Origin of the sequence: Streptosporangium sp. NPDC000095, assembly GCF_042899335.1 — a bacterium.
Classification (GTDB): Bacteria; Actinomycetota; Actinomycetes; order Streptosporangiales; family Streptosporangiaceae; genus Streptosporangium.
In genome coordinates this window covers 1142976-1169850 of sequence record NZ_JBIAZS010000001.1, presented here as the reverse complement: position 1 = coordinate 1169850, position 26875 = coordinate 1142976, and the positions used below count along the sequence as shown (strand labels likewise).

The 26875-nt window shown below is 70.5% G+C and carries 28 protein-coding genes; 20 read left to right on the top strand and 8 right to left on the bottom strand.

Annotated features, from left to right (window positions below; genetic code table 11):
• Window positions 1-192 precede the first annotated feature (192 nt).
• Both ACFY3V_RS04875 and ACFY3V_RS04870 read left to right on the top strand, forming a co-directional pair.
• Window positions 193-825 (top strand): hypothetical protein, encoded by a 633-nt coding sequence (locus tag ACFY3V_RS04875; RefSeq protein ID WP_389770020.1) that lies wholly within the window; start codon window positions 193-195, stop codon window positions 823-825.
• 120 nt (window positions 826-945) lie between these two features.
• On the top strand, window positions 946-2688 hold the full coding sequence (locus ACFY3V_RS04870; RefSeq protein WP_350944721.1) for a proline--tRNA ligase: 1743 nt from the start codon (window positions 946-948) through the stop codon (window positions 2686-2688).
• Window positions 2689-2814: 126 nt separating this feature from the next.
• On the opposite strand, the gene ACFY3V_RS04865 is transcribed toward ACFY3V_RS04870, so the two are convergent.
• The 4 genes from ACFY3V_RS04865 to ACFY3V_RS04850 all read right to left on the bottom strand — a co-directional run bounded on the left by ACFY3V_RS04865 (window position 2815) and on the right by ACFY3V_RS04850 (window position 4443).
• Window positions 2815-3108 carry a DUF4236 domain-containing protein gene (locus ACFY3V_RS04865; protein ID WP_389770015.1) on the bottom strand — a complete coding sequence of 98 codons (294 nt, stop codon included), beginning with the start codon at window positions 3106-3108 and terminating at the stop codon, window positions 2815-2817.
• Window positions 3108-3299: a DUF4236 domain-containing protein gene (locus tag ACFY3V_RS04860; protein ID WP_350944719.1), complete on the bottom strand. Its 192-nt coding sequence runs from the start codon at window positions 3297-3299 to the stop codon at window positions 3108-3110. Before ACFY3V_RS04860 ends, ACFY3V_RS04865 begins: the two co-directional genes overlap by 1 nt.
• 179 nt (window positions 3300-3478) lie before the next feature.
• Window positions 3479-3961, bottom strand: a complete 483-nt coding sequence (locus ACFY3V_RS04855; RefSeq protein WP_362898597.1) for a ferritin-like domain-containing protein — start codon at window positions 3959-3961, stop codon at window positions 3479-3481.
• Entirely contained in the window at window positions 3958-4443 is a 486-nt protein-coding gene (locus ACFY3V_RS04850; RefSeq protein WP_389770010.1) for a hypothetical protein, read from the bottom strand. Before ACFY3V_RS04850 ends, ACFY3V_RS04855 begins: the two co-directional genes overlap by 4 nt.
• A gap of 192 nt (window positions 4444-4635) precedes the next feature.
• On the opposite strand from ACFY3V_RS04850, the gene rimP reads away from it, so the two are divergent.
• The 14 genes from rimP (at window position 4636) to ACFY3V_RS04780 (ending at window position 20012) form a co-directional block, all read left to right on the top strand.
• Window positions 4636-5136, top strand: coding sequence for a ribosome maturation factor RimP (gene rimP, locus ACFY3V_RS04845; protein WP_350944716.1), 501 nt, complete (start codon window positions 4636-4638; stop codon window positions 5134-5136).
• A gap of 12 nt (window positions 5137-5148) precedes the next feature.
• Window positions 5149-6156, top strand: coding sequence for a transcription termination factor NusA (nusA, locus tag ACFY3V_RS04840; RefSeq protein WP_350944715.1), 1008 nt, complete (start codon window positions 5149-5151; stop codon window positions 6154-6156).
• The gene (locus tag ACFY3V_RS04835; protein WP_350944851.1) at window positions 6140-6442 is read left to right on the top strand and encodes a YlxR family protein; all 303 of its coding nucleotides are present in this window, start codon (window positions 6140-6142) and stop codon (window positions 6440-6442) included. Before nusA ends, ACFY3V_RS04835 begins: the two co-directional genes overlap by 17 nt.
• Before the next feature lie 143 nt (window positions 6443-6585).
• Window positions 6586-9747: a translation initiation factor IF-2 gene (gene infB / locus ACFY3V_RS04830; protein ID WP_389770004.1), complete on the top strand. Its 3162-nt coding sequence runs from the start codon at window positions 6586-6588 to the stop codon at window positions 9745-9747.
• 110 nt (window positions 9748-9857) lie between these two features.
• Window positions 9858-10157, top strand: coding sequence for a DUF503 domain-containing protein (locus tag ACFY3V_RS04825; RefSeq protein WP_350944711.1), 300 nt, complete (start codon window positions 9858-9860; stop codon window positions 10155-10157).
• 68 nt (window positions 10158-10225) lie between these two features.
• The gene (gene rbfA / locus ACFY3V_RS04820) at window positions 10226-10714 is read left to right on the top strand and encodes a 30S ribosome-binding factor RbfA (RefSeq protein ID WP_350944709.1); all 489 of its coding nucleotides are present in this window, start codon (window positions 10226-10228) and stop codon (window positions 10712-10714) included.
• A complete protein-coding gene (locus ACFY3V_RS04815; RefSeq protein ID WP_389770000.1) occupies window positions 10711-11745 on the top strand; it encodes a bifunctional oligoribonuclease/PAP phosphatase NrnA in 1035 nt (344 codons plus the stop codon). Before rbfA ends, ACFY3V_RS04815 begins: the two co-directional genes overlap by 4 nt.
• Before the next feature lie 30 nt (window positions 11746-11775).
• A complete protein-coding gene (gene truB, locus ACFY3V_RS04810; RefSeq protein ID WP_362898588.1) occupies window positions 11776-12675 on the top strand; it encodes a tRNA pseudouridine(55) synthase TruB in 900 nt (299 codons plus the stop codon).
• Window positions 12676-12820: 145 nt separating this feature from the next.
• Window positions 12821-13774: a bifunctional riboflavin kinase/FAD synthetase gene (locus ACFY3V_RS04805; RefSeq protein WP_350944706.1), complete on the top strand. Its 954-nt coding sequence runs from the start codon at window positions 12821-12823 to the stop codon at window positions 13772-13774.
• A gap of 408 nt (window positions 13775-14182) precedes the next feature.
• Window positions 14183-14452: a 30S ribosomal protein S15 gene (rpsO, locus tag ACFY3V_RS04800; protein WP_350944705.1), complete on the top strand. Its 270-nt coding sequence runs from the start codon at window positions 14183-14185 to the stop codon at window positions 14450-14452.
• Window positions 14453-14776: 324 nt separating this feature from the next.
• A complete protein-coding gene (locus ACFY3V_RS04795; RefSeq protein WP_389769994.1) occupies window positions 14777-17122 on the top strand; it encodes a polyribonucleotide nucleotidyltransferase in 2346 nt (781 codons plus the stop codon).
• Window positions 17122-18435 (top strand): pitrilysin family protein, encoded by a 1314-nt coding sequence (locus ACFY3V_RS04790; protein ID WP_350944849.1) that lies wholly within the window; start codon window positions 17122-17124, stop codon window positions 18433-18435. Before ACFY3V_RS04795 ends, ACFY3V_RS04790 begins: the two co-directional genes overlap by 1 nt.
• Window positions 18436-18565: 130 nt before the next feature.
• Window positions 18566-19303, top strand: coding sequence for a 4-hydroxy-tetrahydrodipicolinate reductase (gene dapB, locus ACFY3V_RS04785; RefSeq protein WP_362898583.1), 738 nt, complete (start codon window positions 18566-18568; stop codon window positions 19301-19303).
• A 199-nt stretch (window positions 19304-19502) separates the two neighbouring features.
• Window positions 19503-20012 (top strand): GNAT family N-acetyltransferase, encoded by a 510-nt coding sequence (locus ACFY3V_RS04780; protein ID WP_389769991.1) that lies wholly within the window; start codon window positions 19503-19505, stop codon window positions 20010-20012.
• 37 nt (window positions 20013-20049) lie between these two features.
• Here ACFY3V_RS04780 and ACFY3V_RS04775 read toward each other — a convergent pair whose 3' ends face one another.
• The 4 genes from ACFY3V_RS04775 to ACFY3V_RS04760 form a co-directional block, all read right to left on the bottom strand.
• On the bottom strand, window positions 20050-20919 hold the full coding sequence (locus ACFY3V_RS04775; RefSeq protein WP_362898579.1) for a 1,4-dihydroxy-2-naphthoate polyprenyltransferase: 870 nt from the start codon (window positions 20917-20919) through the stop codon (window positions 20050-20052).
• Window positions 20920-20944: 25 nt separating this feature from the next.
• Window positions 20945-21556, bottom strand: coding sequence for a GNAT family N-acetyltransferase (locus ACFY3V_RS04770; protein ID WP_362501163.1), 612 nt, complete (start codon window positions 21554-21556; stop codon window positions 20945-20947).
• Window positions 21557-21688: 132 nt separating this feature from the next.
• Window positions 21689-22255, bottom strand: coding sequence for a CGNR zinc finger domain-containing protein (locus ACFY3V_RS04765; RefSeq protein ID WP_362898577.1), 567 nt, complete (start codon window positions 22253-22255; stop codon window positions 21689-21691).
• A 269-nt stretch (window positions 22256-22524) separates the two neighbouring features.
• Window positions 22525-23922: a PLP-dependent aminotransferase family protein gene (locus ACFY3V_RS04760; RefSeq protein ID WP_350944694.1), complete on the bottom strand. Its 1398-nt coding sequence runs from the start codon at window positions 23920-23922 to the stop codon at window positions 22525-22527.
• 22 nt (window positions 23923-23944) lie between these two features.
• Here ACFY3V_RS04760 and ACFY3V_RS04755 point away from each other — a divergent pair, with 22 nt between their 5' ends.
• The 4 genes from ACFY3V_RS04755 (at window position 23945) to ACFY3V_RS04740 (ending at window position 26849) form a co-directional block, all read left to right on the top strand.
• Window positions 23945-24931, top strand: a complete 987-nt coding sequence (locus tag ACFY3V_RS04755) for a DMT family transporter (protein ID WP_362898574.1) — start codon at window positions 23945-23947, stop codon at window positions 24929-24931.
• 66 nt (window positions 24932-24997) lie between these two features.
• Window positions 24998-25159 (top strand): hypothetical protein, encoded by a 162-nt coding sequence (locus ACFY3V_RS04750; RefSeq protein ID WP_389769984.1) that lies wholly within the window; start codon window positions 24998-25000, stop codon window positions 25157-25159.
• A gap of 381 nt (window positions 25160-25540) precedes the next feature.
• Window positions 25541-26191 carry a YoaK family protein gene (locus ACFY3V_RS04745; RefSeq protein ID WP_362898570.1) on the top strand — a complete coding sequence of 217 codons (651 nt, stop codon included), beginning with the start codon at window positions 25541-25543 and terminating at the stop codon, window positions 26189-26191.
• Window positions 26192-26378: 187 nt separating this feature from the next.
• Window positions 26379-26849 carry a peroxiredoxin gene (locus ACFY3V_RS04740; protein ID WP_362898768.1) on the top strand — a complete coding sequence of 157 codons (471 nt, stop codon included), beginning with the start codon at window positions 26379-26381 and terminating at the stop codon, window positions 26847-26849.
• Window positions 26850-26875 lie beyond the last annotated feature (26 nt).

Sequence of the window (26875 nt, the reverse complement as noted above, 5' to 3'; positions counted from 1 at the left end):
GGCGCGGGCGGCGTCGCGGAGCTTCGGCGGAGTTATGTGAAAGATTAATCAAACGCTCAAGGAAAGCCGGGTGACAGCAGTGTCGCCAAGTGCTTGCTTGCTTTGCGAATTTGATTTGTTCGAGGTGTTGTCGCAGGTCAGATAGACTGCCGATGGCCACTAGCAAATGTGATCGGGGGATCAGTGGCTTTGGTGGAACGCAATTACACGCTTGACTTCGCCGCGGGAGACCGCCGGGATCGCGCCATCCTGCGGCACATGCTCCTCTCGCTCTTCGTGGGAATGTTGCTCGGGGGCGTCGGAGCGCTGGCGGCCTACGGGCCCGATCTGCTGTACGCGCTTTACAACCCGTACGCCTACCTTCTCCTCGTCGTCGTCGTGGGGCGGACCGCCACCGGCTTCGGCTGGGCGGTGCTCTCCAGCGTGCTGGCCACGTTCGGGCCGATACTCTCTCTGCTCGTCGCCGCGATCTTCGAGTCGAGTGCCTGGAGCATGAGCCTCGGCGACGACGGCATCTCGATAAACCTCATGATCACGAACCTCGTCGCGATCGGTATCCTCTCCTACCTCGCCAAACGCCGCGACCGCTGGGGGACCACCGCGGCCGGCGGCGCGGCCGGGCTGGCGCTGCTCGACGGGATCGACAAGACGATGCCCGGTGGGCCCGAGTACGTCTCGGGTTTCTGGCCGTGGGGCGTCGCGGCGGTGGTCGCGATCGCGGTGGGGATGCTGGGTTCGCTGGGGCGCGGACGCGACCATGTCTGCTCCGCGCTGATCGCAATCGTCCTCGGTGCCTCGTACTTCGTTTTCCTCACCGGGCTCTGAGGGGCGCGGCGGGGGTTCGGTGGAGGTGCGGTGGGGGTTCGGAAGCCGCCGACCGCAGACAATCGGCTTGCGAGACTCGATAGCCTGTAGGGCATCGAACCTCGCTAGCTAGGAGTAGCCGTGCTGCTGCGCATGTCGTCGCTGTTTCTTCGAACGCTGAGGGACGACCCGGCAGACGCGGAAGTCCCGAGCCACAAGCTGCTCGTCCGCGCCGGTTACGTCCGCCGCGTCGCGCCCGGCGTCTATTCCTGGCTGCCGCTCGGCAAGACGGTCCTGGAGAACGTCACGCGCGTCGTGCGCGAGGAGATGGACCGCATGGGCGGACAGGAGGTGCTCTTCCCCGCCCTGCTGCCCCGCGAATACTACGAGGCGACCGGCCGCTGGACCGAGTACGGCGACACGCTCTTCCGCCTCAAGGATCGCAAGGGGGCCGACTATCTCCTCGGGCCCACCCACGAGGAGATGTTCACCGACATGGTCAAGGGGGAGTATTCCTCCTACAAGGACTATCCGGTGACTCTCTACCAGATCCAGACCAAATACCGCGACGAGGCCCGTCCCCGGGCCGGCATCCTGCGCGGGCGCGAGTTCGTCATGAAGGACTCCTACTCCTTCGACCTCGACGACGACGGCCTCAAGCGCTCCTACGAGCGTCACCGCGAGACCTACATCAAGACCTTCGACCGCCTCGGCATCGCCTACAAGATCTGCTTCGCCACCTCGGGGGCGATGGGCGGGTCGGCCTCCGAGGAGTTCCTCGCTCCCGCGGCCACCGGTGAGGACACCTTCGTCGCCTGCCACAACTGCGGCTACGCGGCCAACGCGGAGGCCGTCGTCACCCCCGCGCCGGCCGCGGTCACCGGTGAGCGGCCCGCGACGCGGGTGCTCGACACCCCCGACACCCCGACCATCGAGTCACTGGTCGGCCACGTCAACGAGCACTACGGCCTCGGCATCACCGCCGCCCAGACGCTCAAGAACATCGTGGTCAAGGTGACGGTTCCCGGCACGGGCAAGACCGAGACCCTGATCATCGGCGTTCCCGGAGACCGCGAGGTCGACTTCAAGCGGCTGGAGGCCTCCCTCGCCCCCGGTGAGCCCGCGATCTTCGAGGCCGAGGACTTCGCCAGGCACCCCGGCCTGGTCCGCGGCTACATCGGCCCCCAGGTCCTCAAGGATCTCGGCATCCGCTACCTCGTCGACCCCCGCGTGGTCGACGGCACCGCCTGGGTGACCGGCGCGAACGAGCCGGGCAAGCACGCCGTGGACGTCGTCGCCGGCCGTGACTTCGTCGCCGACGGCACCATCGAGGCCGCGGAGGTCCGCGCGGGCGACGCCTGCCCGGTCTGCGGCTCCGGCCTGTCCATCGACCGCGGCATCGAGATCGGCCACATCTTCCAGCTCGGCCGCAAGTACGCCGACGCCGCGAAGCTCGACGCCCTCGGCCCCGACGGCAAGCCCATTCGCGTCACCATGGGCTCCTACGGCATCGGCGTCTCCCGGGCCGTGGCGGTGCTGGCCGAGCAGAGGCACGACGAGCTCGGCCTGGTCTGGCCCCGTGAGATCGCTCCCGCCGACGTCCATGTCGTGGGCACCGGCAAGGACGGCCAGATAGAGGCCGCCACCCGCCTCGCCGAAGAGCTGGAGGCCCGAGGGCTGCGCGTCCTGGTGGACGACCGGGCCGGCGTCTCCCCGGGGGTGAAGTTCAAGGACGCCGAGCTGCTCGGCATGCCGACGATCCTGATCGTCGGCCGAGGTCTCACCCAGGGGGTCGCGGAGCTGCGCGACCGCGCCACCGGCGCCAAGGAGGAGATCCCGCTCGCCGAGGCCGTCGACCGCGTCGTGGCGGCCTGCCAGGGGTGAGAACGACCCATCGGGGGTGATCTCCGAACGCGCGGCACGGCTTCGCGGCGGGTGATCCCCGAACGCGTGAGAGCGGCCCGCCCCTTGGAAGGGGCGGGCCGCTCTTTTCGAGTGTGTGGCCGCGCGTCAGTAGTGGTGGTGTCGACGCCGGGAGCTCGGGCCGATCGCCTTACCCACGTGAAACCCACCGGGCAGGTTGACGGTCACGTATGTGCGGCCGTCGGGAGTTCTGCTGACGTGAAATCCGCGACCGCCGAAACTGTGGCCGATCCCGCGCGGGGACAGGTCGATCCTGAAAGGACCGACTTTGACTGACTTTCTGTATCCCCAGCCCAATGCCTTCTCCCCGGACTCGCGGAAACGCCGTGTCGTCTGGTGAGAACGAGCGGCGTCCGCGAAGGGTTCCGGAGTGATGCCCATCAGCGACGGCTGCTGCTGACGGTCTTGCGCCAGTGGAAGCCACCGGGAAGATTGATGCTCAGCGTGCGGCGCCCGTCGGCCGTTCTGGTGACCCTGAAGGCGCGGTTTCCCCAGCTGTGGCCCACTCCACTCCGCGAAAGGTTAAGACGGAACGGACCGAACTTCATGGATTTCCGGTATCCCCAGCCCATTACTTCCTCCTTAGGCGTATTCGGCGAGATCCAACTACCCGGCAGGCACGGTGCAAACGTGGTCGAAAGCGGGTTTGATTCGCGACTCGCACCCCAGGCGACCTCCATTGGAGATCGATTTACACGTTGACCAGTTCGTTGTGCCGGAAGGGGTCACCCGCGAAATGCGAAAGGAAAGGTCACTGGGACGTGGCCGGGGTGGGAGTGGGCTCCGGGTTCGGCGGCGCGGTCCTGGGCGGCATGCCGGGAAAGGCGTCGATCTCGGGCCGCAGGCTGTAGGAGCGGGTGACGCACTCCTGCATGACCAGCGCGGCCATCTTGCGCAGCGTGGTGTCGGTGGTCGCGGCCAGCTCCAGATAGGCGCCGGTCACCCCGCGCTCGACCAGCACGGCCAGCTCCACCGCCTGGTCCGGGCCGGAGGGCGTGATCGGAAGCTCGTAGACCGCTTTGGGCTCGGCGGGTGTGCCGCCCGCGGTGGTGATCATCGTGCGGAGCTGGTCGCGGCGGGCGCGATGGGCGTTGTAGGCCGTCGTCATCGCCGCCCGCAGCCTGCCCGTGGTCCTGGCCCCGAGGATCCCGTACGCGTACACGGCGGCGTGCTCGGCCGCCAGCGCCGCGCCGAGCCCTTGATCGGCCCCTGCGGACCCCCGCGCGCCTCTCACAGCGGCCTCGACAGGGCGAGGGCGTGCGCGGCCTCGCAGGCGCCGATGGACGCGAGCAACTGGGCGAGCGGGGGGGAGACCCCCTCGATCTGACGGGTGCGCAGTGCCGCGGCCTTGCGTTCCAGGTCGCGCAGGGCCCGCACCGACGTGCTCCGAGCCGGGCCACCCGACGGGGACGGCGTGGGCGAAGCAGAGGGGGTCGCGGCCGTGGACGCCGGAGCGGGCGGGAGACGGCGGCGGAGCTCGGCGAGATGGGCCTCGTGCCGCTGCCTGAAGGGCTCCAGCCGGGGCGAGGCGGCCGAGGCGTACAGCGCCACGGTCCGCTCCTTGCCCGCGATCAGCTCGCGCAGGAGCAGCGTCTCGGGGTCGGGCGGCGCGGCCACGGGCGGCACCGGCTCACCGGTGGCGCACCCCGCGGCCGTCACGGCTGCCACCCCGAGAGCGCCGCCCCTCAGCAGGGCGCGCCGGGAGACGGAACGCACGACGACCTCCGGTTCTGTGTCGGGCAGCTGACGCACTTAGCATCGTACGGGCTTGGAATAATGGCACTCACCTCGCTTCTCGGACGGCTCCGCCACACCGAGTGGCGCTGTTTCTACGCCCTGGTGTGGATAGGCTGGTTAATCGCATGGGCGAGGTCCGCCCGGCTGAGATCGTGACAATGGGAGGTCGGCATGGGCAGCGCCACATCCCGCGACCGCCTGATGAAGCTTCTGGAACCTGTCGTCGGAGCCGGAGGGCTCGACTTGGAGGACGTCACGGTCACCCCCGCGGGCAAGCGGCGGCTGCTGCGTGTCGTGGTCGACCGTGACGGCGGCGTGAGCCTCGACGACGTCGCGGAGATCAGCCACGTCGTCTCCGAGACACTGGACGCCGACGAGGCGATGGGAACCACCCCGTACGTGCTGGAGGTCTCCTCTCCGGGAGTCGACCGCCCCCTCACCGAGCCGCGTCACTGGCGCCGAGCGGTGAAGAGGCTGGTCAAGGCCGACCTGCGGGACGGCACCGCCGTGGAGGGCCGGATCGTCGCCACCGACGAGACCGGCGTGGAGCTGGACGTCGACGGCGCACCGCGCCGCATCGACTATGAGGACCTGACCCGAGGACGGGTGCAGGTGGAATTCCGCCGGCTCGACGACGCCGAAGACGACGGCGAAGACGGCGACGAGGGCTAAGGGGGAAGCCTCGTGGACATCGACATGAGCGTCCTGCGCAGCCTGGAGAGGGAGAAGGACATCTCCTTCGACCTGGTCGTCAAGGCGATCGAGGACGCGCTGCTGATCGCGTATTTCCGGAGTGAGGGCGCGGCGGCCAAGGCGCGCGCCGAGCTCGACCGCAAGTCAGGGCACGTGACCATCTTCGCGGCCGAGCTCGACGACGAGAGCGGGGAGGTGCTCAGGGAGTTCGACGACACCCCGGGCAACTTCAGCCGCATCGCCGCGACCACGGCCAAGCAGGTGATCCTGCAGCAGCTCCGCGACGCCGAGGACGAGATCAACTTCGGTGAGTTCGCCAGTCGTGAGGGCGAACTCGTGGCGGGGGTCATCCAGCAGGGCAAGGACCCGAGGGTCGTCCTGGTCGACCTGGGCAAGATCGAGGCGGTGCTGCCGCACAGCGAGCAGGTCCCGGGCGAGGAATACGTCCACGGCGACCGCATCCGCTGCTACGTGGTGCAGGTCAAGAAGGGCCACAAGGGTCCCTCGGTGACCCTGTCGCGCACCCACCCCGGCCTGGTGAAGAAGCTCTTCGCGCTGGAGGTGCCCGAGATCGCCGACGGCACGGTCGAGATCGCCGCCGTCGCCCGCGAGGCCGGTCACCGCACCAAGCTCGCGGTCCGGTCCCGGCGTCCGGGGGTGAACGCCAAGGGTGCCTGCATCGGCCCGATGGGCTCGCGGGTACGCAACGTGATGACGGAGTTGCACGGCGAGAAGATCGACATCATCGACTGGTCGGAGGATCCCGCGGAGTTCGTGGGGAATGCGTTGTCCCCGGCCCGCGTTTCCCACGTAGAGGTGATCGACTTCGACGGCCGCGCCGCGCGCGTGACCGTGCCTGACTACCAGCTCTCCCTCGCCATCGGCAAGGAGGGGCAGAACGCCCGGCTCGCCGCCCGCCTCACCGGCTGGCGGATCGACATCCGTCCCGACACCCAGCCGGGGGACGCGGCCGGTGCCGCAGATGCGCCCACACGGTAAGCTGGAATATGGTGGCCAGGCTGCCCCACGAAGAACATGTGTGGGGTGCCGGGTTCGCACGGTTTCCTCCGAGCTGCTCCGCCTGGTGGTGGTCGAGGGCGTTATCGTCCCTGACCTGCGAAGACGGCTCCAAGGGCGTGGTGCTTCACTGCATCCCACCTTGAGCTGTCTCGAACTCGCAGAGCGTCGCCGAGCGTTTTCGCGGGCTTTTCGTGTCGCGGAATCGCTCGACCTGTCGCGACTGCGCGGCCACCTGGAAGAGCAACAGGCTGAAAGGATCGGGTGAAATGGTTACCGACTGTCATGTAGGACGCCGAACTGATGGGCTGGTCAGATAGCTATGAGCGCCTGATGAGCATGCGGCGATGAGTACGTCAACGTAACGACGGTCCGGCGGCACCGCCTCCCGGGCCGAGACAAGGGAGTGCAGTGGCGAAGGTCCGGGTATACGAGCTCGCCAAGGAGTTCGGTGTGGAGAGCAAGGTCGTAATGGCCAAGCTCCAGGAGATGGGCGAGTTCGTGCGTTCGGCGTCCTCGACTATCGAAGCACCGGTAGTCCGCAGGCTCACGGAAGCTTTGGGCGGCCCCAGTAAGGGCTCGTCCGACAGGGGCAGAGGCCCCAGGCCGCCTCAGGCGGCCCCTCGGCCGGGTGACGGCCAGCCAAACGGTGCCACCTCGGCACCGACATCCATCCCCAAGCCGGGTCCGGCCCCCAGGCCGGGTCCTCGTCCGGGGCCCGTGCAGGCCCGTCCCGCGGCCCCCGCGCCGCAGGCGGCCCCGCCGGTGGTTCCTCCGGCTCCGCCGGTCCAGCCCCCGCAGCCGCCGCGTCAGCAGCCGCCGCAGGTGCAGGCACCGCGGTTCGAGGCGCCCCGCACCGAGAGCGGGCGCCCCGCGGCCCCCGGCCCCAAGCCGGGTCCCAGGCCCGCTCCGCGTCCGGGTCCCGCGCAGCGCCCCGAGGCGCGCCCCGAGGGCGGTCGTCCCTCGGGCGGTCCCGGTGGAGCGCCCTCGGGCCCCAGGCCCGGAGCCGGTGCCCCCGGTGCCGGTGCGCCCAAGCCCGGCCCGCGTCCGGGTCCGCGCGGTCCGCGCCCCGGCAACAACCCGTTCTCCTCGAACGCGAGCGGCATGGGCCAGGCCCGTCCGCCGCGCGGTGGCGGCCCCGGTGGTCCCGGTGGCCCCGGCCGTGACGGCGGTCCCGGCGACAGAGGTCCGCGTCCCGGCCCCCGCGAGGACCGCGGTCCTCGCCAGGACCGCGACAACGCCGGTCCCCGTCCGCCCGGCGCTCGTTCCGGCCCGCCCGGATCGGGTGGCCCGCGTCCGGGGCCCGGCGCCGGTGGCCCGCGTCCCGGTGGCGGCGCCGGTGGTCCCGGTGGCCCGCGTCCGGGTGGTCCGCGTCCCAGCCCGATGATGATGCCCCAGGGCCGGCCCGCCGGTCCCGGCGGCGGTGGCGCCGGCCGTCCCGGCGGCGGCGCGGGTGCCGGTCGCCCGGGTGGCGGCGCCGGTCGTCCCGGTGGCGGCGGTCGTCCCGGTGGTGGCGGCGGCTTCGCCGGTCGCCCGGGTGGCGGTGGCGGCGCGGGTCGTCCCGGCACCGGAACCGGTGGCCCCGGTGGTGGCGGCGGCGGTTTCGCCGGTCGTCCCGGTGGTGGTGGCCGTGGTCGCGGTGGAGGCACCGCGGGCGCGTTCGGCCGTCCCGGAGGACGCCCGACCCGCGGTCGCAAGTCCAAGCGCCAGCGGCGTCAGGAATTCGACAACATGCAGGCCCCGGCGATCGGCGGCGTGCAGGCTCCTCGCGGCAACGGGCAGACGATCCGCCTGTCGCGCGGCGCCTCCCTGTCGGACTTCGCCGACAAGATCGGCGCGATCCCGGCGTCCCTGGTGCAGATCATGCTGCACCTGGGCGAGATGGTGACCGCCACGCAGTCGGTCAACGAGGAGACGCTCCAGCTTCTGGCCGCCGAGCTCGACTACAACCTGCTTGTGGTCAGCCCGGAGGAGGAGGACCGCGAGCTCCTGGAGACCTTCGACATCGAGTTCGGCGAGGACGAGGGCGACGAGTCCGACCTGGTCGCCCGCCCGCCGGTGGTGACCGTCATGGGTCACGTCGACCACGGTAAGACCAAGCTGCTCGACGCCATCCGCAACACCAACGAGGTGGCGCGGGAGGCGGGTGGCATCACCCAGCACATCGGTGCCTACCAGATCGCCACCACGCACGAGGACGAAGAGCGGAAGATCACCTTCATCGACACCCCGGGTCACGAGGCGTTCACCGCCATGCGTGCCCGAGGCGCCAAGGTGACCGACATCGCCGTCCTGGTCGTCGCGGCCGACGACGGCGTGAAGCCGCAGACCATCGAGGCGCTCAACCACGCCCAGGCGGCCGACGTGCCGATCGTCGTCGCGGTCAACAAGGTCGACAAGGAGGGGGCGGACCCGAGCAAGGTGCGCGCCCAGCTCACCGAGTACGGTCTGGTCGCCGAGGAGTACGGCGGCACCACGATGTTCGTCGACATCTCCGCCAAGAACGGGATCGGCATCGAGCAGCTGCTCGAGGCCATCCTGCTCACCGCGGACGCCGAGCTCGACCTGCGGGCCAACGCCACGATGGACGCCCAGGGCGTCGCCATCGAGGCGCACCTCGACAAGGGCCGCGGCCCGGTCGCGACCGTGCTGGTCCAGCGCGGCACGCTCCGCGTCGGCGACTCGATCGTCTGTGGCGAGGCCTTCGGCCGCGTCCGGGCGATGCTCGACGACAAGGGCGAGGCGATCCCGGAGGCCGACCCGTCCCGTCCGGTGCAGGTCCTCGGTCTGACCGCGACGCCGGGAGCCGGTGACAACTTCATCGTCGTCACCGACGACCGGATGGCGCGCCAGATCGCCCAGCAGCGCGCCGCGCGCAAGCGCATCGCGGACATGGCCAGGTCCGGCCGTCGCCGCACCCTCGAAGAGCTCTTCAGCGAGATGGAGAAGGGCCAGGTCGACGAGCTCAAGCTCATCATCAAGGGTGACGTCTCCGGTTCCGTCGAAGCCCTGGAAGACGCACTGCTCAAGATCGATGTCGGCGACGAGGTGCGCCTGCGGGTGCTCCACCGCGCCGTCGGTGCGATCACCGAGTACGACGTCAACCTGGCGGTCGCCGACGACAACGCCGTCATCATCGGCTTCAACGTGCGTCCCGAGGTCAGGGCGCGCGATCTGGCCGAGCGCGAGGGCGTCGACATCCGCTACTACTCGGTCATCTACCAGGCGATCGAGGAGATCGAGGCGGCCCTCAAGGGCATGCTCAAGCCGGAGTTCGAAGAGGTCCAGATGGGCACCGCCGAAGTCCGCGAGGTCTTCAAGGTGCCGAAGATCGGCAACATCGCCGGTGCGCTGGTCCGTTCGGGCACGATCGTCCGCAACAGCAAGGCCCGGATCATCCGCGGCGGGGTCGTCATCTCCGACAACCTCACCGTCTCCTCGCTGCGCCGTTTCAAGGACGACGCGACCGAGGTCCGCGAAGGGTTCGAGTGCGGTATCGGTGTCGGCTACAACGACATCAAGATCGATGACGTCATCGAGACCTTCGAGATGCGGGAGAAGCCGCGAACCTGATGCCTCGACAGGCAGGGAAACCGTTCCACCGGCCGCGCACCCTCGGGTGCGCGGCCGGTGGGCGGGACCCGAGCCCGTGGCACGGTGTCGATCGTGGCGAGTGACCCACCATGTATGTAGGTGCACTGACATTGGACATCCTGCTCGGCGACGTCCACTCGCTGAAGCAGAAGCGCTCGGTGGTGCGTCCCATCGTCGCGGAGGTGCGGCGACGGTTCCCGAATGTGGCCGTCGCGGAGACCGGTCATCTTGACCTGCATCGCCGTACCGAGATCGGGATCGCGGTCGTCTCCGCCACCGCAGCCAACTGCGGTGAGGTGCTCGACGACTGCGAGCGCCTGATCGCCTTCCACCCGGAGATCGAGCTGCTGTCCGCCAGACATCGGCTCTACAACGAGGACGAAGACTAGATACGGAGACGGCCGGTCGCGGAAGAACCCCTACCGCCACCGGCCATCCCCGTGAGAAGGGGGGAGTTATGGACGCCGCACGCGCGCGCAAGATCGCCGATCGGATCCAGCAGATCGTGGCGGAGATGCTGGAGCGCCGCATCAAGGACCCCAGGCTGGGGTTCGTGACCGTGACGGACACCCGCATCACCAACGACCTGGGCGAGGCCACGGTGTTCTACACCGTGTTCGGCTCCGAGGCCGAGCGGGCCGACTCCGCCATGGCACTGGAGAGCGCCAAGGGGCTCATCCGCTCGGAGGTGGGCCGCCAGACGGGGCTGCGCCACACGCCGACGCTGACGTTCACCCACGACCCGCTCCCTGACAGCGCCCGCCATCTGGAGGATCTGCTCGCCGAGGCGAAGGCCAGGGACGTGGAGATCGCCAAGCGGGCCGAAGGGGCGTCGCACGCCGGGGACGCCGATCCCTACCGCAGGCCCGAGGACAGGGAAGACGGCGACGAATCCGGGGACGAGGAAGACGAATCCCCGGAACGCGCGGGACGCTCCGCGACGTGACGCCCGCCTCGCGTGACGATGGCTCGGCGGGCTCGGCGGGCTCGGCGGGCTCGGCGGGTCCGGTGTCCGGCCGGGACTGGGCACGGGCCGTTGAGCTCATCTCCGCCGCGGACGAGATCGCGCTCGCCTGTCACGTCTCACCCGACGGTGACGCGCTCGGCTCGATGCTCGCCGTCGGGCTCGCACTGCGCGCGGCGGGCAAGCGGGTCACCGCCTCTTTCGGCGACCGGCGCTTCAGTGTGCCCAGGCTGCTGCGTTTCCTGCCGGGGCAGGAGCTGCTGGCCGACCCCGCGCACTATCCCGCCGCGCCCGAGGTGATGGTCACCTTCGACGTGCCCACCGTCGGGCGTCTCGGCGTGCTGACCGGCAACACGGTCAAGGCGAACGAGCTGGTCGTGCTGGACCACCACCCGTCCAACACCGGGTTCGGCACCCTCAACCTGGTCGATCCCGATGCCGCGGCCACCGCCGTGCTCGCCGAGGAGCTGATCCACCGGCTCGGCCTGCCGATCGACAAGGACATCGCGACCTGCCTGTACGTCGGGCTCGTCACCGACACCGGCTCCTTCAGGCACTCCTCCACCACCCCGGAGGCGCACGCGATGGCCGCCCGGCTGCTCGACACCGGGCTCGATCCCGAGAAGATCTCCCGCGAGCTGTGGGATCGTTCTCCGTTCGGCTACCTGAAGGTGCTCGGCGTCGTGCTCGGCAGGGTGCGGCTGGAGCCCGAGGTGGGCGGTGGCCTGGTCTGGACGTTCGTCACCCGAGCCGACCGCGCCGCGTACGGGCTGCCGTACGACGAGGTCGAGGGGATGATCGACGTGATCCGGCGCACCGACGAGGCGGACGTCGCCACGATTCTCAAGGAGGACGACGACGGCGTCTGGCAGGTCTCCATGCGCTCCAAGGGCGGGGTGGACGTCTCGCGCGTCAGCGTCGCGCTGGGGGGCGGCGGGCACGCCAAGGCGGCGGGTTTCACCTCCCACCAGCCCGTAGAGGAGACGATCGCGAGTCTCCGGGCACTGCTGTAAGCCCTTCACCGCACGCCTGTGAGGACCACAATGAGTACGGCCCGCGCCAAGCGCACCCCGCCGCCGAGCGGACTGATCATCGTTGACAAGCCCGCCGAGTGGACCTCGCACGACGTGGTGGCCAAGCTCCGCGGCATCGCGGGCACCCGCAAGGTCGGTCACGCGGGCACCCTCGACCCGATGGCCACCGGCGTGCTGGTGGTCGGTGTCGAGAAGGCCACCCGCCTGCTCGGCCACCTCGCGCTCACCGAGAAGGGCTACGACGCCACGATCCGCCTCGGTCAGACCACCAACACCGACGACGCCGAGGGTGAGATCACCGCGTCGGTGCCGGCGGGGCAGGTCGCCGAGGAGGACATCAGGAAGGGCGTCGCCGCGTTGACCGGCCCGATCATGCAGATCCCGCCGCAGGTCAGCGCGATCAAGGTGAACGGCGAGCGAGCCTACAAACGGGCGAGGGCGGGGGAGGAGGTCGAGCTCAAGGCTCGCCAGGTGACCGTGTCGAGCTTCGAGATCACCGCCGTGCGCCGGCACGGTGATCTCGTCGACGTCGACGCCTCGGTGTCCTGTTCCAGTGGCACCTACATCCGCGCGCTCGCCCGTGATCTCGGCGCCGACCTGGGCGTCGGCGGTCATCTGACCGCCCTGCGCCGTACCCGGGTGGGCCCCTACGACCTGTCGACGGCCCACACCCTGGAGCACCTCGCCGCCGAGTGCGTGATCCTGCCGATGGCCGACGCGGTCGCGGCGGCCTTTCCCCGCCGGGACGTGACCGCCGAGGAGGCGGCCACCGTCGCGCACGGCGGGCGGCTGCCCGCGCTGGGCGCGGGGAGCGGGCCGATCGGGGTGTTCGCCCCCGACGGCACCCTGGTGGCGCTGATGGAGGAGCGTGGCCAGGTCGCCAGGTCCCTGGCCGTCTTCGTCCCCTGACGGGCCGTCCGTCGTCGTCCCGGGTGTTGTCCCGGACCTTTCGCGGCGAGGGGCGCGCCACGGGCAAGGGGCTCCCCGATTGGGGGGAAGGGCTCAGAGCATGGCAGGCTTTAGGGGTTCATCCGCTACGAGGGAAGAGGCTGCGGTGCGAGGCTGGCACGGATTGGACGACGTGCCCGAAGACTGGGGCAGGTCCGTCGTCACGATCGGCGTCTTCGACGGCGTTCACCGCGGGCACCAGCAGATGGTGGCCCGTGCCGTCGCGATGGCCGCTCGTCTCGGGGTTCCCTCGGTGGTGGTGACCTTCGACCCGCATCCCGAGGAGGTCGTGCGGCCGGGCACGCACCCTCCGAGGCTGACGACGGCGAGGCACCGCACCGAGCTCCTCGCGGGCCTGGGCGTCGACGCGGTGTGCGTCCTGCCGTTCACGCTGGAGTTCTCCCGGATGAGCCCGGACGAGTTCGTGCAGACCGTCCTCGTCGACCGGCTGCACGCCGCCGGGGTCGTGGTGGGGGAGAACTTCCGCTTCGGCCACAAGGCCTCCGGCGACGTGGAGACGCTGCGCACCCTGGGGGAGAAGTACGACTTCGTGGCCGAGGCGGTCCCGCTGGTCAGCGACGGGGAGACGATCTCCTCCACCCTGATCCGCGAGCAGATCGCCTCCGGCGACATGGAGGCGGTCCGGCAGACGCTCGGCCGTCCGCACCGGGTCGAGGGCGTGGTCGTCCGCGGTTACCAGCGCGGCCGGCAGCTCGGTTTCCCGACGGCGAACCTGGAGTCGCCGGAGTTCACCGCCATCCCTGCGGACGGCGTCTACGCCGGTTGGCTGCAGGGTGTCGAGACCGGCAACCTGCCCGCGGTGTACGGCGGCGAGCGCTGGCCCGCGGCGATCTCCGTAGGCACCAACCCGACCTTCGAGGGGGTGCCCCGCACCGTCGAGGCGTACGCCCTCGACCGCGACGACCTCGATCTTTACGGCGCGCACGTGGCCGTCGACTTCGGGCCGAGGTTGCGCGGCAACACCAGGTTCGACTCGATCGAGGCTCTCGTCGCGCAGATCCACGCCGACGTGGACGAGGTCCGGCGCCTGACGAGCTGACCTCCTCAGGGAGGGGGCCCGCGGGGGTCCCGGCCGGTCCTCATGCCACGCCGACCCCGGTTCCCGGAATCCCGGTTCCGTGCCCGATCCCCTGCCCGGTCCGTGCGCGATTCCGTGCCCGATCCTGTGCTCGATCTCATGTCCGGTCCCACCCGGCCCCCGTGTCACACGGCCCTCGCGTCACGTCGACCTCGGAGGCCGAAATGCCGGTCCTGTAGGGGTTTCGGGTGAGGCTCGCCGGGCTCTCACAGGATGTGCGGGGGTCGCGAAGCCGGTGGTAGCCTGGCATGTCAGCTCTGTAACCGGTGTCGTATGATCCCGGTGCTGATCTCGCCACGGCGACTGTAGGCACGCACGGTCGTTCGGGGAGCCGGAATTGCGCGTGCCCGCAGAGGTCCAAGGAGAAAAGTGTCTCTCGACACCGCAGCAAAGAAGAAGATCATCGGTGACTATGCCAAGGGTGAGACCGACACCGGTTCCCCCGAGGTGCAGATCGCGCTGCTGAGCAAGCGCATCAGCGAGCTCACCGAGCACCTGAAGGTGCACAAGCACGACCACCACAGCCGCCGTGGCCTGCTGCTGCTCGTCGGCCGCCGCCGCCGGCTGCTGAAGTACCTGCAGAGCAAGGACATCGCGCGCTACCGCTCGCTCATCGAGCGGCTCGGCCTGCGCCGATAGTGGTGTGAGGGAGTGGCGTTCGCGCCGCTCCCTCATCTCTCACGGGGGACGATGTCGGCGCGTCGCGCCACGAAGACGTCGCCCCGGTGAGCAAACTGAATAGCCGAGACAGTGCCCCGCGTCCGCAAGCAAGCGCGCCCCACGGCGTCGGAGGGCCGGTCCTCGGTAGTGGCCCCCGGTCATCATGGCACAAAGCCATACGGAACCGGGCGCTTCGATCGAAGACCGGCGCTGCACCTACGGGGAGCCGGCAAAACACGACGAACCAGGCGCGACACGTGCGTCTGGCCGGACGCGGGCGACCGATCCACAAGGAGGTCCCCCGTGGAGGGTGTCCACAGCAGCGAAGCCGTCATCGACAACGGCTCATTCGGCACACGTACCATCCGGTTCGAGACCGGGCGGCTCGCGCGCCAGGCGGCGGGTTCCGCCGTCGTCTATCTCGACGACGACACGATGGTCCTCTCAGCGACCACCGCGTCCAAGAATCCCAAGGAGAACCTCGACTTCTTCCCCCTCACGGTGGACGTCGAGGAGCGAATGTACGCCGCGGGCCGCATTCCCGGCTCGTTCTTCCGGCGTGAGGGCCGTCCCTCCGAGGACGCCATCCTCACCTGCCGCCTGATCGACCGGCCGCTGCGCCCCTCGTTCGTCAAGGGCCTGCGCAACGAGATCCAGGTGGTCGCCACCATCATGGCGCTCCACCCCGAGCACCTGTACGACGTCGTGGCGATCAACGCCGCGTCCCTGTCCACCCAGCTCGCCGGGCTGCCGTTCTCCGGCCCGATCGGCGGCGTCCGCGTCGCGCTGATCGAGGGCCAGTGGGTCGCCTTCCCGACCAACACCGAGCTGGCCAGTGCCACCTTCGACATGGTGGTCGCGGGCCGGGTCCTGGACGACGGCGACGTCGCGATCATGATGGTCGAGGCCGAGTCCACCCGCGACACGCTCAAGCTCGTCGCCGAGGGCGCGGTGGCTCCGACCGAGGAGACCGTGGCCCAGGGCCTTGAGGCCGCCAAGCCGTTCATCAAGGTGCTGTGCGAGGCGCAGGCCAAGGTCGCGAAGGTCGCCGCCAAGGAGACCGCCGAATACCCGCTGTTCCTCGACTACCAGGACGACGTCCTGGAGGCGGTGACCGGCGCGGTGCGCAGCGAGCTCGCCGCCGCGCTCACCATCGCCGGCAAGCAGGAGCGCGAGATCGAGCTCGACAGGGTCAAGGCCCTGGTGCTGGAGAAGGTCGGCCCCGACTTCGAGGGCCGCGAGAAGGAGCTCGGCGCCGCGTTCCGGTCGCTGACCAAGAAGCTCATGCGCGAGCGGGTCATCGCCGAGGGCGTCCGCATCGACGGCCGCGGCGTCAAGGACATCAGGCAGCTCAGCGCCGAGGTCCACGTCGTACCCCGGGTGCACGGCTCGGCCCTGTTCGAGCGCGGCGAGACCCAGATCCTGGGCATCACCACGCTCAACATGCTCCGTATGGAGCAGATGATCGACACGCTGAACCCCGAGCGCACCAAGCGCTACATGCACAACTACAACTTCCCCCCCTACTCCACCGGTGAGACCGGCCGGGTGGGCTCGCCCAAGCGGCGCGAGATCGGGCACGGCGCGCTCGCCGAGCGGGCGCTGCTGCCGGTGCTGCCGGCGCGCGAGGAGTTCCCCTACGCGATCCGCCAGGTCTCCGAGGCGCTGGGCTCCAACGGCTCGACCTCGATGGGGTCGGTCTGCGCCTCGACGATGGCGCTGCTCGACGCGGGTGTCCCGCTCAAGGGCATCGTCGCGGGCATCGCGATGGGCCTCATCAACGAGGGCGACCAGTACGTCACGCTGACCGACATCCTCGGCGCCGAGGACGCGATGGGCGACATGGACTTCAAGGTCGCCGGCACCAAGGACGTCATCACCGCGCTCCAGCTCGACACGAAGCTGGACGGCATTCCGGCCTCCGTGCTGGCGGCCGCGCTGAGGCAGGCCAAGGGCGCCCGCCTGGCGATCATCGACGTGATGCAGGAGGCCATCGACTCCCCGGCGGAGATGAACGCGACGGCTCCTCGCATCATCACGATCAAGATTCCGGTGGACAAGATCGGAGAGGTCATCGGCCCGAAGGGCAAGATGATCAACCAGATCCAGGACGACACCGGCGCCGAGATCACCCTGGAAGACGACGGAACCATCTACATCGGCGCCACCGACGGCCCGTCCGCCGAGGCGGCCAGGTCGGCGATCAACGCCATCGCGAACCCGCACATGCCGGAGGTCGGCGAGCGCTACCTGGGCACGGTCGTCAAGATCGCCGCCTTCGGCGCCTTCATCTCCCTCATGCCGGGCAAGGACGGCCTCCTGCACGTCTCCCAGATCCGCAAGCTGCACGGCGGCAAGCGCATCGAGAACGTCGAGGACGTCATGAACGTCGGCGAGAAGGTCCAGGTGGAGATCGCCGAGATCGACTCCCGCGGCAAGCTCTCCCTGGTGCCCGTCGAGGTCATCGAGAAGGAGGCCGCGGCCAAGGCCGAGTCCGGCGACACCGAGCCCTCGGCTGCCCCGGCGGCCGAGGCGTCCGCCGCCGACGAGCGGCCCCGCGAGGAGCGGCCCCGTCGCACCCGCACCCGCAGCAGCAACAGCGGCGGTGGCAACCGCGGTGGCGGCGGAGGGGAAGACCGCAACTCGTGATCACCACCACTCTGCACCCCGGCAAGGACGGCGCCGGGGTCGTGAAGCGCACCGTCCTTCCCGGTGGGCTCCGGGTGGTGACCGAGTCCATGCCGACCGTGCGTTCCGTCGCGGTCGGCATGTGGGTCGGCATCGGATCGAGAGACGAGTCCCCCCAGCACATGGGCTCCTCCCACTTCCTTGAGCACCTGCTGTTCAAGGGCACGCCGACCCGGGACGCCCTGGAGATCTCCGCGGCCATCGAGGGCATCGGCGGTGAGATCAACGCCTTCACCGCCAAGGAGTACACCTGCTACTACGCGCGGGTCCTCGACGAGGACCTGCGGGTGGCGATCGACGTGCTCGCCGACGTGGTGACCTCCTCGCTCATCACCGAGGAGGACGTCGAGGCCGAGCGTGGCGTGATCCTGGAGGAGATCGCCATGCACGACGACGACCCCTCCGACGTGGTGCACGAGCAGTTCTCCGCGGAGCTGTACGGTGACACGCCGGTCGGCAGGCCGATCCTCGGCACGGTCGACTCGATCACCGCGGTCACCCGCGACCGGATCGCCGAGTACTACCGGCGTTTCTACCTGCCGACCCACACCGTGGTGTCGGTGGCGGGCAACGTCGACCACGAGCGGGTCGTGGCTCTCGTCGCCGCCGCCTACGAGCGGGCCGGGGCCCTGGGCGGGGACGCCTCGCCGGTGCCCCCGCGCGTGTCGGGGCCCGGCGTGGAGCTGCGCTCCGGCACGCGGGTGGTCCACCGGCCGACGGAGCAGGCGAACCTGGTCCTCGGCACGACCGCGCTGACCCGCACCGACGAGCGCCGCTTCGCGCTCGGGGTGCTCAACGCGGCGCTCGGCGGCGGCATGTCCTCGCGGCTGTTCCAGGAGATCAGGGAGAAGAGAGGCCTGGCCTACTCGGCGTACTCCTACACTTCCGCCCTCGCCGACACCGGCCAGTTCGGCATCTACGTCGGCTGCCTGCCGTCGAAGATCGACGACGTGCTGAAGATCTGCCGCGAGGAGGTGCTCCGCGTGGTCACCGACGGCATCACCGAGGAGGAGATCGTCCGCGGCAAGGGCCAGATGCGCGGCGGCCTCGTGCTCGGCCTGGAGGACACCGGCTCCCGGATGTCCAGGATCGGCAAGGGCGAGCTGGTCTTCGACGAGCTGCTCTCCGTCGACGACCTGCTCGTCAGGATCGACGCGGTGACCCCGGAGCAGATCGCCGAGGTCGCCTCGGACGTCCTCACCCGCCCGATGTCCCTCGCGGTCATCGGCCCCTACGAGGAGGACAGGGACTTCAGCGCGGTCGTCACCGGCTGACGACCCCGTCTGTCAGCGGCCCCGGCGCATCCCGCGCCGGGGCCGCCCGTGTCTTCGGGGGCGCTCCTGGAGGGCCGGACCCGGTGGTCCGCGACAGCCCGGCGGGCCCGCACGGTATAGCCTTGGGGCCGTGATCAGGGTTGGAGTTCTCGGCGCCCGAGGGCGCGTCGGTGTCGAAGTGTGCAGGGCCGTCGAGGCGGCGGGCGATCTGGAGCTGGTCGCGGCCGTCGACCAGGGCGACCCGATCGAGGCGTTGGAAGGCGCCGAGGTGGTGGTCGACTTCACCCACCCCGACGTCGTGATGGGCAACCTCGAATGGTGCGTCTCCCACGGCATCCACCCGGTGGTCGGCACCACCGGCTTCGACGCCGGGCGGCTGGCGACCGTCAAGGGCTGGCTGGACGCCAACCCCGGCGTCAACGCGCTGATCGCCCCCAACTTCGGCATCGCGGCCGTGCTCATGATGCACTTCGCCCAGCAGGCCGCCCGCTACTTCGAGTCGGCCGAGATCGTCGAGCTGCACCACCCCAACAAGGCCGACGCGCCTTCGGGCACCGCCCGCCGCACGGCCGAGCTGATCGCCGAGGCCCGGCGCAAGGCGGGCTCCGCGCCGATGCCCGACGCCACCAGCACGGAGCTCGACGGGGCGCGCGGCGCCGACGTCGACGGGGTCCGGGTGCACGCGGTGCGGCTGGCCGGGCTCATCGCCCACCAGGAGGTGATCCTGGGCGGCGACGGCGAGATCCTCACCATCCGCCACGACACCATGAACCGCTCGTCGTTCACCCCGGGGGTGCTCCTGGGCGTGCGCCGGGTCCGTGAGCTGCCCGGCCTGACCGTCGGCCTGGAGCCCCTTCTCGACCTCTGAGCACCCGCCCCGTGGGGCCCTGGACCCCGGCCTGGCGCCGCTCGTTGCGCGAGTATGACGCACCCTGAGCTCGCCTGCCCGCTCTGTCGCGGCACGGAGTTCCGCAAGGAGACGGGCAGGCTCGACAGTCGCCGGGGCATCACCTCGCACCGGTTAACCCTGATGATCTGCGAGCGATGCCGCAATATCCTCCAGTTCCATGACAAGCACTCGAGCTTCGACTTCGACTGAGGTTCGCTGGGCGCGGCCGGAGGAGTTGTCCGGGCTGGCGGCGGTGGAGCTGGCGGCCGACGGGCTGTTCGCCGAGGTCGGGATCACCTTTCCGCCGGGGACCACGATGATCGAGGAGACCGAGGACCCAGGGCGGGTGCTCGTCGCGGGTGACCCGCCGATCGGGTTCGCCATGGTCGGCCTGGTCGACGGGCAACTCCACCTCGACCAGCTGGCCGTCCATCCCGACCATGGGCGCAGGGGTGCCGGTGGGCGCCTGCTGGAGGCCGTCTGCGAGCACGCGGCCTCGACCGGCTTCGCCGCCGTGACGCTGACGACCTACCGCGACGTGTCCTGGAACGCACCCTGGTACGCCCGGCGCGGCTTCGTCGTGCTCGACCCGGCCGAGTGGGGGCCGGGGATGGCCGAGTTGGTGCGCCACGAGCGGGAACTGGGTATCGAGATCGTCCCCCGCGTCGTGATGCGCCGGATCCTGTGAAGGGCCTCGGCCGGGTGCGGCCGGGGAGCGTTGAAGGTCAGAGGGCGAGGCCGACGGTGAGCAGCAGGCCGTACACGAGCTGGAAGCGGCCCGTCTGCTGGAGCGTCGCGATGAGCGCCGGGCCTGTGGCACCCGCCCGGACCGCCTTGACCGGGGCGACGGCGAGCGGGGCGGCGAGCAGTGCCAGGGCCGCGAAGGGCCGCCACGGCACGAGCGCGAGCGCGATCACCAGGGGCAGGACGAGGCAGAGGGTGTAGAGGACGCGGGTGCGGGTGTCACCGAGCACCACGGCCATGGTGCGCTTGCCCGCGGGGCCGTCGGTCACGATGTCGCGCAGGTTGTTGACCACGAGCATCGCACAGGCCAGCAGGCCGGCCGGGACGGCGGCCACCACCGCGAGAGCGGGCAGGTGTTCGAGCTGGACGTAGGTGGTGCCCGCCACCGCCACCAGGCCGAAGAACACGAAGACCGAGACCTCGCCCAGCGCCCGGTAGCCGTACGGGCTGGAGCCGCCGGTGTAGAACCAGGCCGCGGCGATCGCCGCGGCGCCGACCAGCAGCAACCACCAGGCCCCGGTGACCGCGACGAGCACCAGGCCGGCCACCGCGGCGGCGAGGAAGCAGGCGAGGGCCGCGACGAGGACCTGACGAGGGGGCGCGGCGCCCGAGCCGACCAGGCGCATCGGACCGACCCGGTCGGAGTCGGTGCCGCGCACCCCGTCGCTGTAGTCGTTGGCGTAGTTGACGCCCACCTGGAGGGCGAGGGCCACGAACAGGGCCAGCAGGGCCCGCCACCACACCCCTCCGCCGTATCCGATCGCGACTCCGGTGCCGATCGCGACGGGGACGACGGCGGCGGGGAGGGTGCGCGGGCGTGCTCCGGCGATCCACTGGCTCGGGGTGGCCATGGCGTTGCGGCGTTCCTCTCCGGCTCTAGCTGATGTCGGTCGCCAGGCGGATCATCCGCACCGTACGGCCCATGTCGATGACCCGCTCGGCCCCGTCGGCGCCCCACCCTGCGGACTCCAGGAAGCCCCGCACCGCGTAGTTCTCGGCGAAGACCCAGGTCACGATGGTGTGGTAGCCGTCGTCACGGAGGTAGTCGACCGTGGCGTTCAGCAGCCTGCTGCCGTGGCCGCGCCGGACGTGGTCGGGGTCGATCAGGAACGTGAGCATCTCTCCGGCGGTGGTCGGGTCGAGGTCGGGATCCTCCGCCGGGGCGTGTGACGCCAGACCGGCGATCTTCTCCGCGCCCTGCAGCGCGGCCATGGCCTCGATGCCGCCCGGGCCGAGCGCCGGGAAGGCGTCGGTGTCGAGGACGACCTGCTCCACGGCCACCAGCACGCGATGCCGGCGGCTGGGCGGCGAGGTGATCGCGTCGTCCCACTGCTGCCGCCACATGTTCTCGGCCGCCGGGCCGGTCATCTGCTCCAGCGGTCCTTCGGGAAGGAAGTCCCGGTAGCCGTATCTCCACGCGCGGATCTGGGTGCCCGTCACCGCGGCGACATCATCGTGCCGAGCCGCCCGCACGCCTACGTCTGCCATCTCGGCCCGCTCCTTCTCTGCCGTCTGCCGTCGCCTCGGAACGCGCTGTCTCATGGATCTCGTGCCACGCGAGCGGGCATCAGGCGGGTGGATCCGTGAGACAGGCTCTTACACCGTATCGGGGAATCCGACTCAGAGATGACGTGAACCCGGCTCCATCTGCCGCCGGGCCCGATATGCCCTTGTCTTCGTACGGTTGCCGCAGACCTTCATGGAACACCACGAGCGTGAGCGGTTCTTGGAGGAGTCGACGAACGCCCACTGGCAGGTGCTCTCGGTGCAGACCTTCAGGCGTGGCCACATCCCGTCGGAACGGGTGCCCATCACGGCGGCGACGATCCCGGCCAGTCCTCCGGGAACCCCCGTCGCGACCGGTTCGAGCACCGGCCCCGCGGCGGTGAGGGCGACGCGCAGCGGGAGGGCGGCGAAGGGCCTCGACTGCTCCGCCTCGTGGCCGTCGCCGGTCTCGCCGGGACGGTCGTGGTTGCGACGGAGCGCCTCGCGGAGTGCCTCGCGAAGATCGGCGGCCGTCGCCAGATCCCGCTCGTCGGCTTTGTCCCCGGGGCCGATCAGATCCCGCCCGGCCAGCCAGGCGGTGAGCGCGGCCGGGGAGGGGATCGAGTCGGTCCGCTCCTCGACGTCGTACGTGTTCACGAAGTCGATCACCAGGTCGGAGGGGTTGCCCATGGCGTCGCTCACCTCTTCCCTCTTCGCAACCACTGTACGGCATTAGGGGGTTGTGTTACTTTCAACACCTGTATAACGCGATAGATGGTGTTTTCATGAGGGGTGCGCATGTGGTACCTGGTCTATCTCGCGTTCAAGGAGGCCGGCAGGCGCACGTCGTACCGGAGGAGAGATCATGATCATGAGGGTGTGAAGAGGAGGTCTTCGCGGTCGGCTGACCACTCTCGCGGGGGTTCGGGGGCAGGGGGCGCCTCCGAGCCCCCGCGAGGGTGACCAGACGGTCAGTGGTCGTTGAGGGCCGTCGCCAGCCTGCGTACGCCCTCGACCAGCTCGGCCGTGTGGACGGCCGCCGAGTGGGTCACCCTGATGCGCGGGCCCGGCGGCTCGGCCGGGTAGTAGATGCGCCCGGGACTCACCAGGGCTCCCGCCCTCCTGGCGGCCTCCACCGCACTCTCCTCGTCCCGGTCCTCGGGGAGCCGTACCCACAGGTGCAGGCCGCCGCGAGGAACGAGGTGGATCGTGGCGCCGGGCATCCGGGCGGTGAGGGCCGCGGCGAGGGTGTCCCTGCGCAGCCCCAGCTCGGTGCCGAGCGCGGCGAGGTGGCGCCGCCAGGCGGGCGAGCCGACGAACTCCAGCGCCGTCTCCTGGAGCGGCCTGGCGACGAAGAACGACTCCACGAGCTGGCTCGCCCGGAGGCGCCGCGCGGCGGGACCTCGGGCGACGACCCCGGCGACCCGCAGGTTCGGCGACAGGACCTTGGTCAGGGAGTTGATGTGCACGACCGTGCCGTGGGCGTCCAGCGCGACCATCGGCGGAGGTGCGGGGGCGGTGGTGAAGTAGCGCGCGTAGTCGTCCTCGATCACGAACGCCCCGGCGGCGCGGGCGATCGCCAGCACCTGCTCGCGCCGCTCCAGGGGCAGGGTCGCGCCCGTGGGGTTGTGCAGGGTCGGCTGGCAGAGGAACACCCGCGCGCCGGTCACGGCGAACGCCTCCGCGAGGAGTTCGGGCCGCACCCCCTCGCGGTCCATGGGCACGGCCGTCGCGCGAAGCCCCGCGGCCCGCGCGGCCGCGAGCGCGCCCGGGTAGGTGGGGGTCTCGACGAGTACGGGGGTCCCGGGGGCCGCGAGGGCACGGAAGGCGTGAATGAGCGCCGTCTGCCCGCCGCTGACGATCAGGACGTCCGACGGGGTGACGTCACCTCCCAACTCCTGGGCGAACCACCTGCGCAGCTCGGGCAGACCGCTCAGCGGCGGCATCTCCCAGACGTCGGGACGTCGCAGCGCGCGGGAGGCGGCGGCCGACAGCGCCCTGGAGGGGCGCAGAGCCGGGTTGAGGTAGCCGCCGGTGAGCGGGATGACCCCCTCGGGCGGCGAGGCGAGAAGGCCGCTCACCTCGCTGTCGTCCACCACCCTGTCGCCGAGCGCCACCGTCTGCCATGACATGTCGGCGTTGTCGCCGCCCCGTGTGATTGCCGGAGCCACGTAGGCCCCGCTGCCGGGTCTGGTGATCACCCGTCCTTCGGCGGCGAGCCTGCCGATCGCGCGTGACACGGTCACCGGGCTCACGTTGTGCAGCCGGACCAGCTCCCGGCTCGACGGCAGCCGGTCGCCCGGACGGAGCCGCGACACCTCCTCACGGAGCGTGGCGGTGAGCCGGACGATACTGCTATCGTCATTCATGAGTGAAAAGAGTAGCGCTATCGTGCCAAATCGGATAGCGGCGGGTACGGTCCCGCCCGCGGAGGTGCTGTCCGGCCTCGCCTCACCGGGAAAGGCGCGTCACGATCGGCGGCCGGGGGGCGCGACGCCGCCGGAGGCGCCGGGCAGGGCGTGGCGGGGGACCCTGCTGGCCGGGCTCGGGGTGCTGGCCTTCTCGGGGTCGTTCCCGGCGACGGTCTTCGCGATGGAGGGTTTCGACCCCTACCTGGTGGCCGTCGGCCGGGCCGTCGTCGCCGCGGTCGCGGCCGCCGTGTTCCTGCTCGCGGCGAGAGTGCCGTTGCTGCCGCCCAGGTCCCAGCTCCGGTCCTACGGCGTCATCGTGGCGGGCGTGGTGTTCGGCTTCCCGCTTTTCAGCGGTCTCGCGCTTCACGCCGGGGCCTCCACCTCGCACGCCGCAGTGGTGATCGGGCTGCTGCCCGCCGCCACCGCCGCCTGCGCGGTGCTGAGGGCGGGGGAGCGGCCCAGGGCGCTGTTCTGGGTGTCCTGCGGCCTCGGAGCCGTGTCGATCACCGTCTTCACCCTCAGCATGGGCGGCGGTCACGTCACCGGAGCCGACCTGCTGCTCGTCGGCGCGCTGCTGTCGGCCGCCGTCGGCTACACCGAAGGCGGGCGCCTGTCCCGCGACACCCCCGGCTGGAGGGTGATCTCCCACACCCTCGTCCTCGCCGCACCGCTGACCGTGCCGATCACCGTCGCGCTCGCGCTGGCCACCGATCCGCGCCCCACCACCGCCTCACTCGCCGGGTTCGCGTACGTCGGCCTGGTCTCGATGTTCCTCGGCTTCATCCCCTGGTACGCGGGCCTGGCCATGGGCGGCATCGCCCGCGCCGGGCAGACCCAGCTCGCCCAGCCGCTGCTGACGCTGCTGTGGGCCTGGCTGCTGCTCGGCGAGCTCTTCGGTCCCGTCACCATCGCGGCGGCGCTGGCCGTCCTCGCGTGCGTCGCCCTGACGCAGCGGGCCCGCTCCTGAGGCGTCCCTGACGGATGTGACGCACAGCCGCGAAAAGTGAGACGAAGCTGTCACAGTGGTGCGGCCATGGCGGACCCGACGATCCAGGAGGGCGGTTTCCGGGCGCTCCGGCCGTGCTTCCCGCACGATCATCGGGTCCTGGTGGAGCACGCCCGCGACGCGGGTCTCGCCAGGGAGGCGTCGTACCGGCTGCCCGCGAAGGCGAGAAGCCGGGTGAAACCGCTCTGAGCTGGGAAGATCCACCATGCGCGCACCCGCATGACCACGGAGGACGGCAGATGGCCGATCAGCCCCATGACCCACCGTGAGGGGGAGGACCCCTCGGTGCCACCCGCCGGCCCATCCCCCTCGCCCGCGTCCGACGCGCCTTCCGCGCCTGACACGCCCGACGCGCCTTCCGCGTCCGACGTGCCTTCCGCGTCCGACGTGCCTTCCGCGTCCGACGTGCCTTCCGAATCCGTTTCGGCTCCCGCGTCCGGCGAGCCCGTTCCGGACCCCCTGCGCGGCCCGTCGTCCGCGCCCGTTCCGGCTTCCATGCGCGGTGGTGAGCCCGTTCCGGCGCGAACACCCGAGACGAGGTGCGTACAGCGGCGCGGCCATGCCGCTCTCGTGCTGCTGACGCTGGCGGCGGGGGCGATGGACGCGGTCGCCTTCCTCGGGCTCGGTGGTGTCTTCACCGCGAACATGACCGGCAACCTCATCCTCTTCGCCCTCGCCGGCCGCGAGGACTGGGTGCTCCACGCGTTGCGGTCCGGCCTCGCCTGCGCGGGGTTCTGCGCGGGGCTTCTCATCGGCTTCACGATGCCCGGGCGTCACGAGGGGAACGCGTTGTGGCCGTTGGCCGTCATCAGGCTTCTGTGGGCCGACCTGGCCCTCCAGAGCGCCTTTCTCGCCGGCTGGGCGCTCAGCGGGGGCGCACCCGGCCCGGCCGCGATCCTCGCGCTGATCGGGGTGGGATCCTGCGCCATGGGCATGCAGGCCGCGGCGGCCCGCCGGGTCGACCTCGCCGGTATCACGGCAACGTTCGTCACGGGCACCCTCACCTCGCTGTTCGAGAGCTCGGCGTCGGGCTGGTCCACCGACAACCGGCGTCGCGTCGCCATCGTCGTCGCCCTCGTCCTCGGTGCCCTCTGCGCGTCCCTGCTCCTGCGTTTCGCGCCGCCCTGGGCCGGTGTGGTCGCCCCGGCCTTCACGCTCCTCGCGCTCGCCGTCGCGCACCCGTACGGGTTCCGGGGACGACCGGACCGGGGGAGCCGGTGATGATCCGCCGTTTTCCGGTTTCCGGACGGGAAGAATGGATATTCCACGGTGGGTCGGTTGTGGGCCTGTCGCTCGAACGGTGAATCGCTTAGAAATGGGGTTGGGACTCCGACTCTCAGCCTCGCCGATCACGACGGCCGAGGTGAGCGGAGATCCTCCGGTGAACCTAAGGAGATGACTCGTGGGCATGGGCCTCGCGGTGGGAGATGTGGTCGAGGACTTCGAACTCCTCGACGAGACGGGCACGCCGAGGCGGCTCAGCGAGTTTCTGGCCAAGGGGCCGGTGGTGCTCTTCTTCTATCCGGCGGCGATGACCTCCGGGTGCACGCTCGAGAGCTGTCACTTCCGCGACCTGGCCGCCGAGTTCGCGGCCGAGGGAGCGACCAGGATCGGGATCAGTCGCGACCAGGTCGAGCGGCAGGCGAGGTTCGCCACGTCCAACCAGCTGGGCTTTCCCCTGCTCTCCGACCCCGATGGCACCGTCGCCCGTCGCCTCGGCGCCCGCCGTACCGTCGCGGTGGGACCGTTTCTCACCCGCCGGATGACCTTCGTCATCGACGTGGACCACCGCCTCCTGGAAGTGATCCACAGCGAGACCTCCATGGAGGCGCACGCCGACCACGCGCTCGAAGCCCTCCGCTCCCGCCCACGTCCCTGACCTTCACGGGTCCCGCGGTGCCCTCC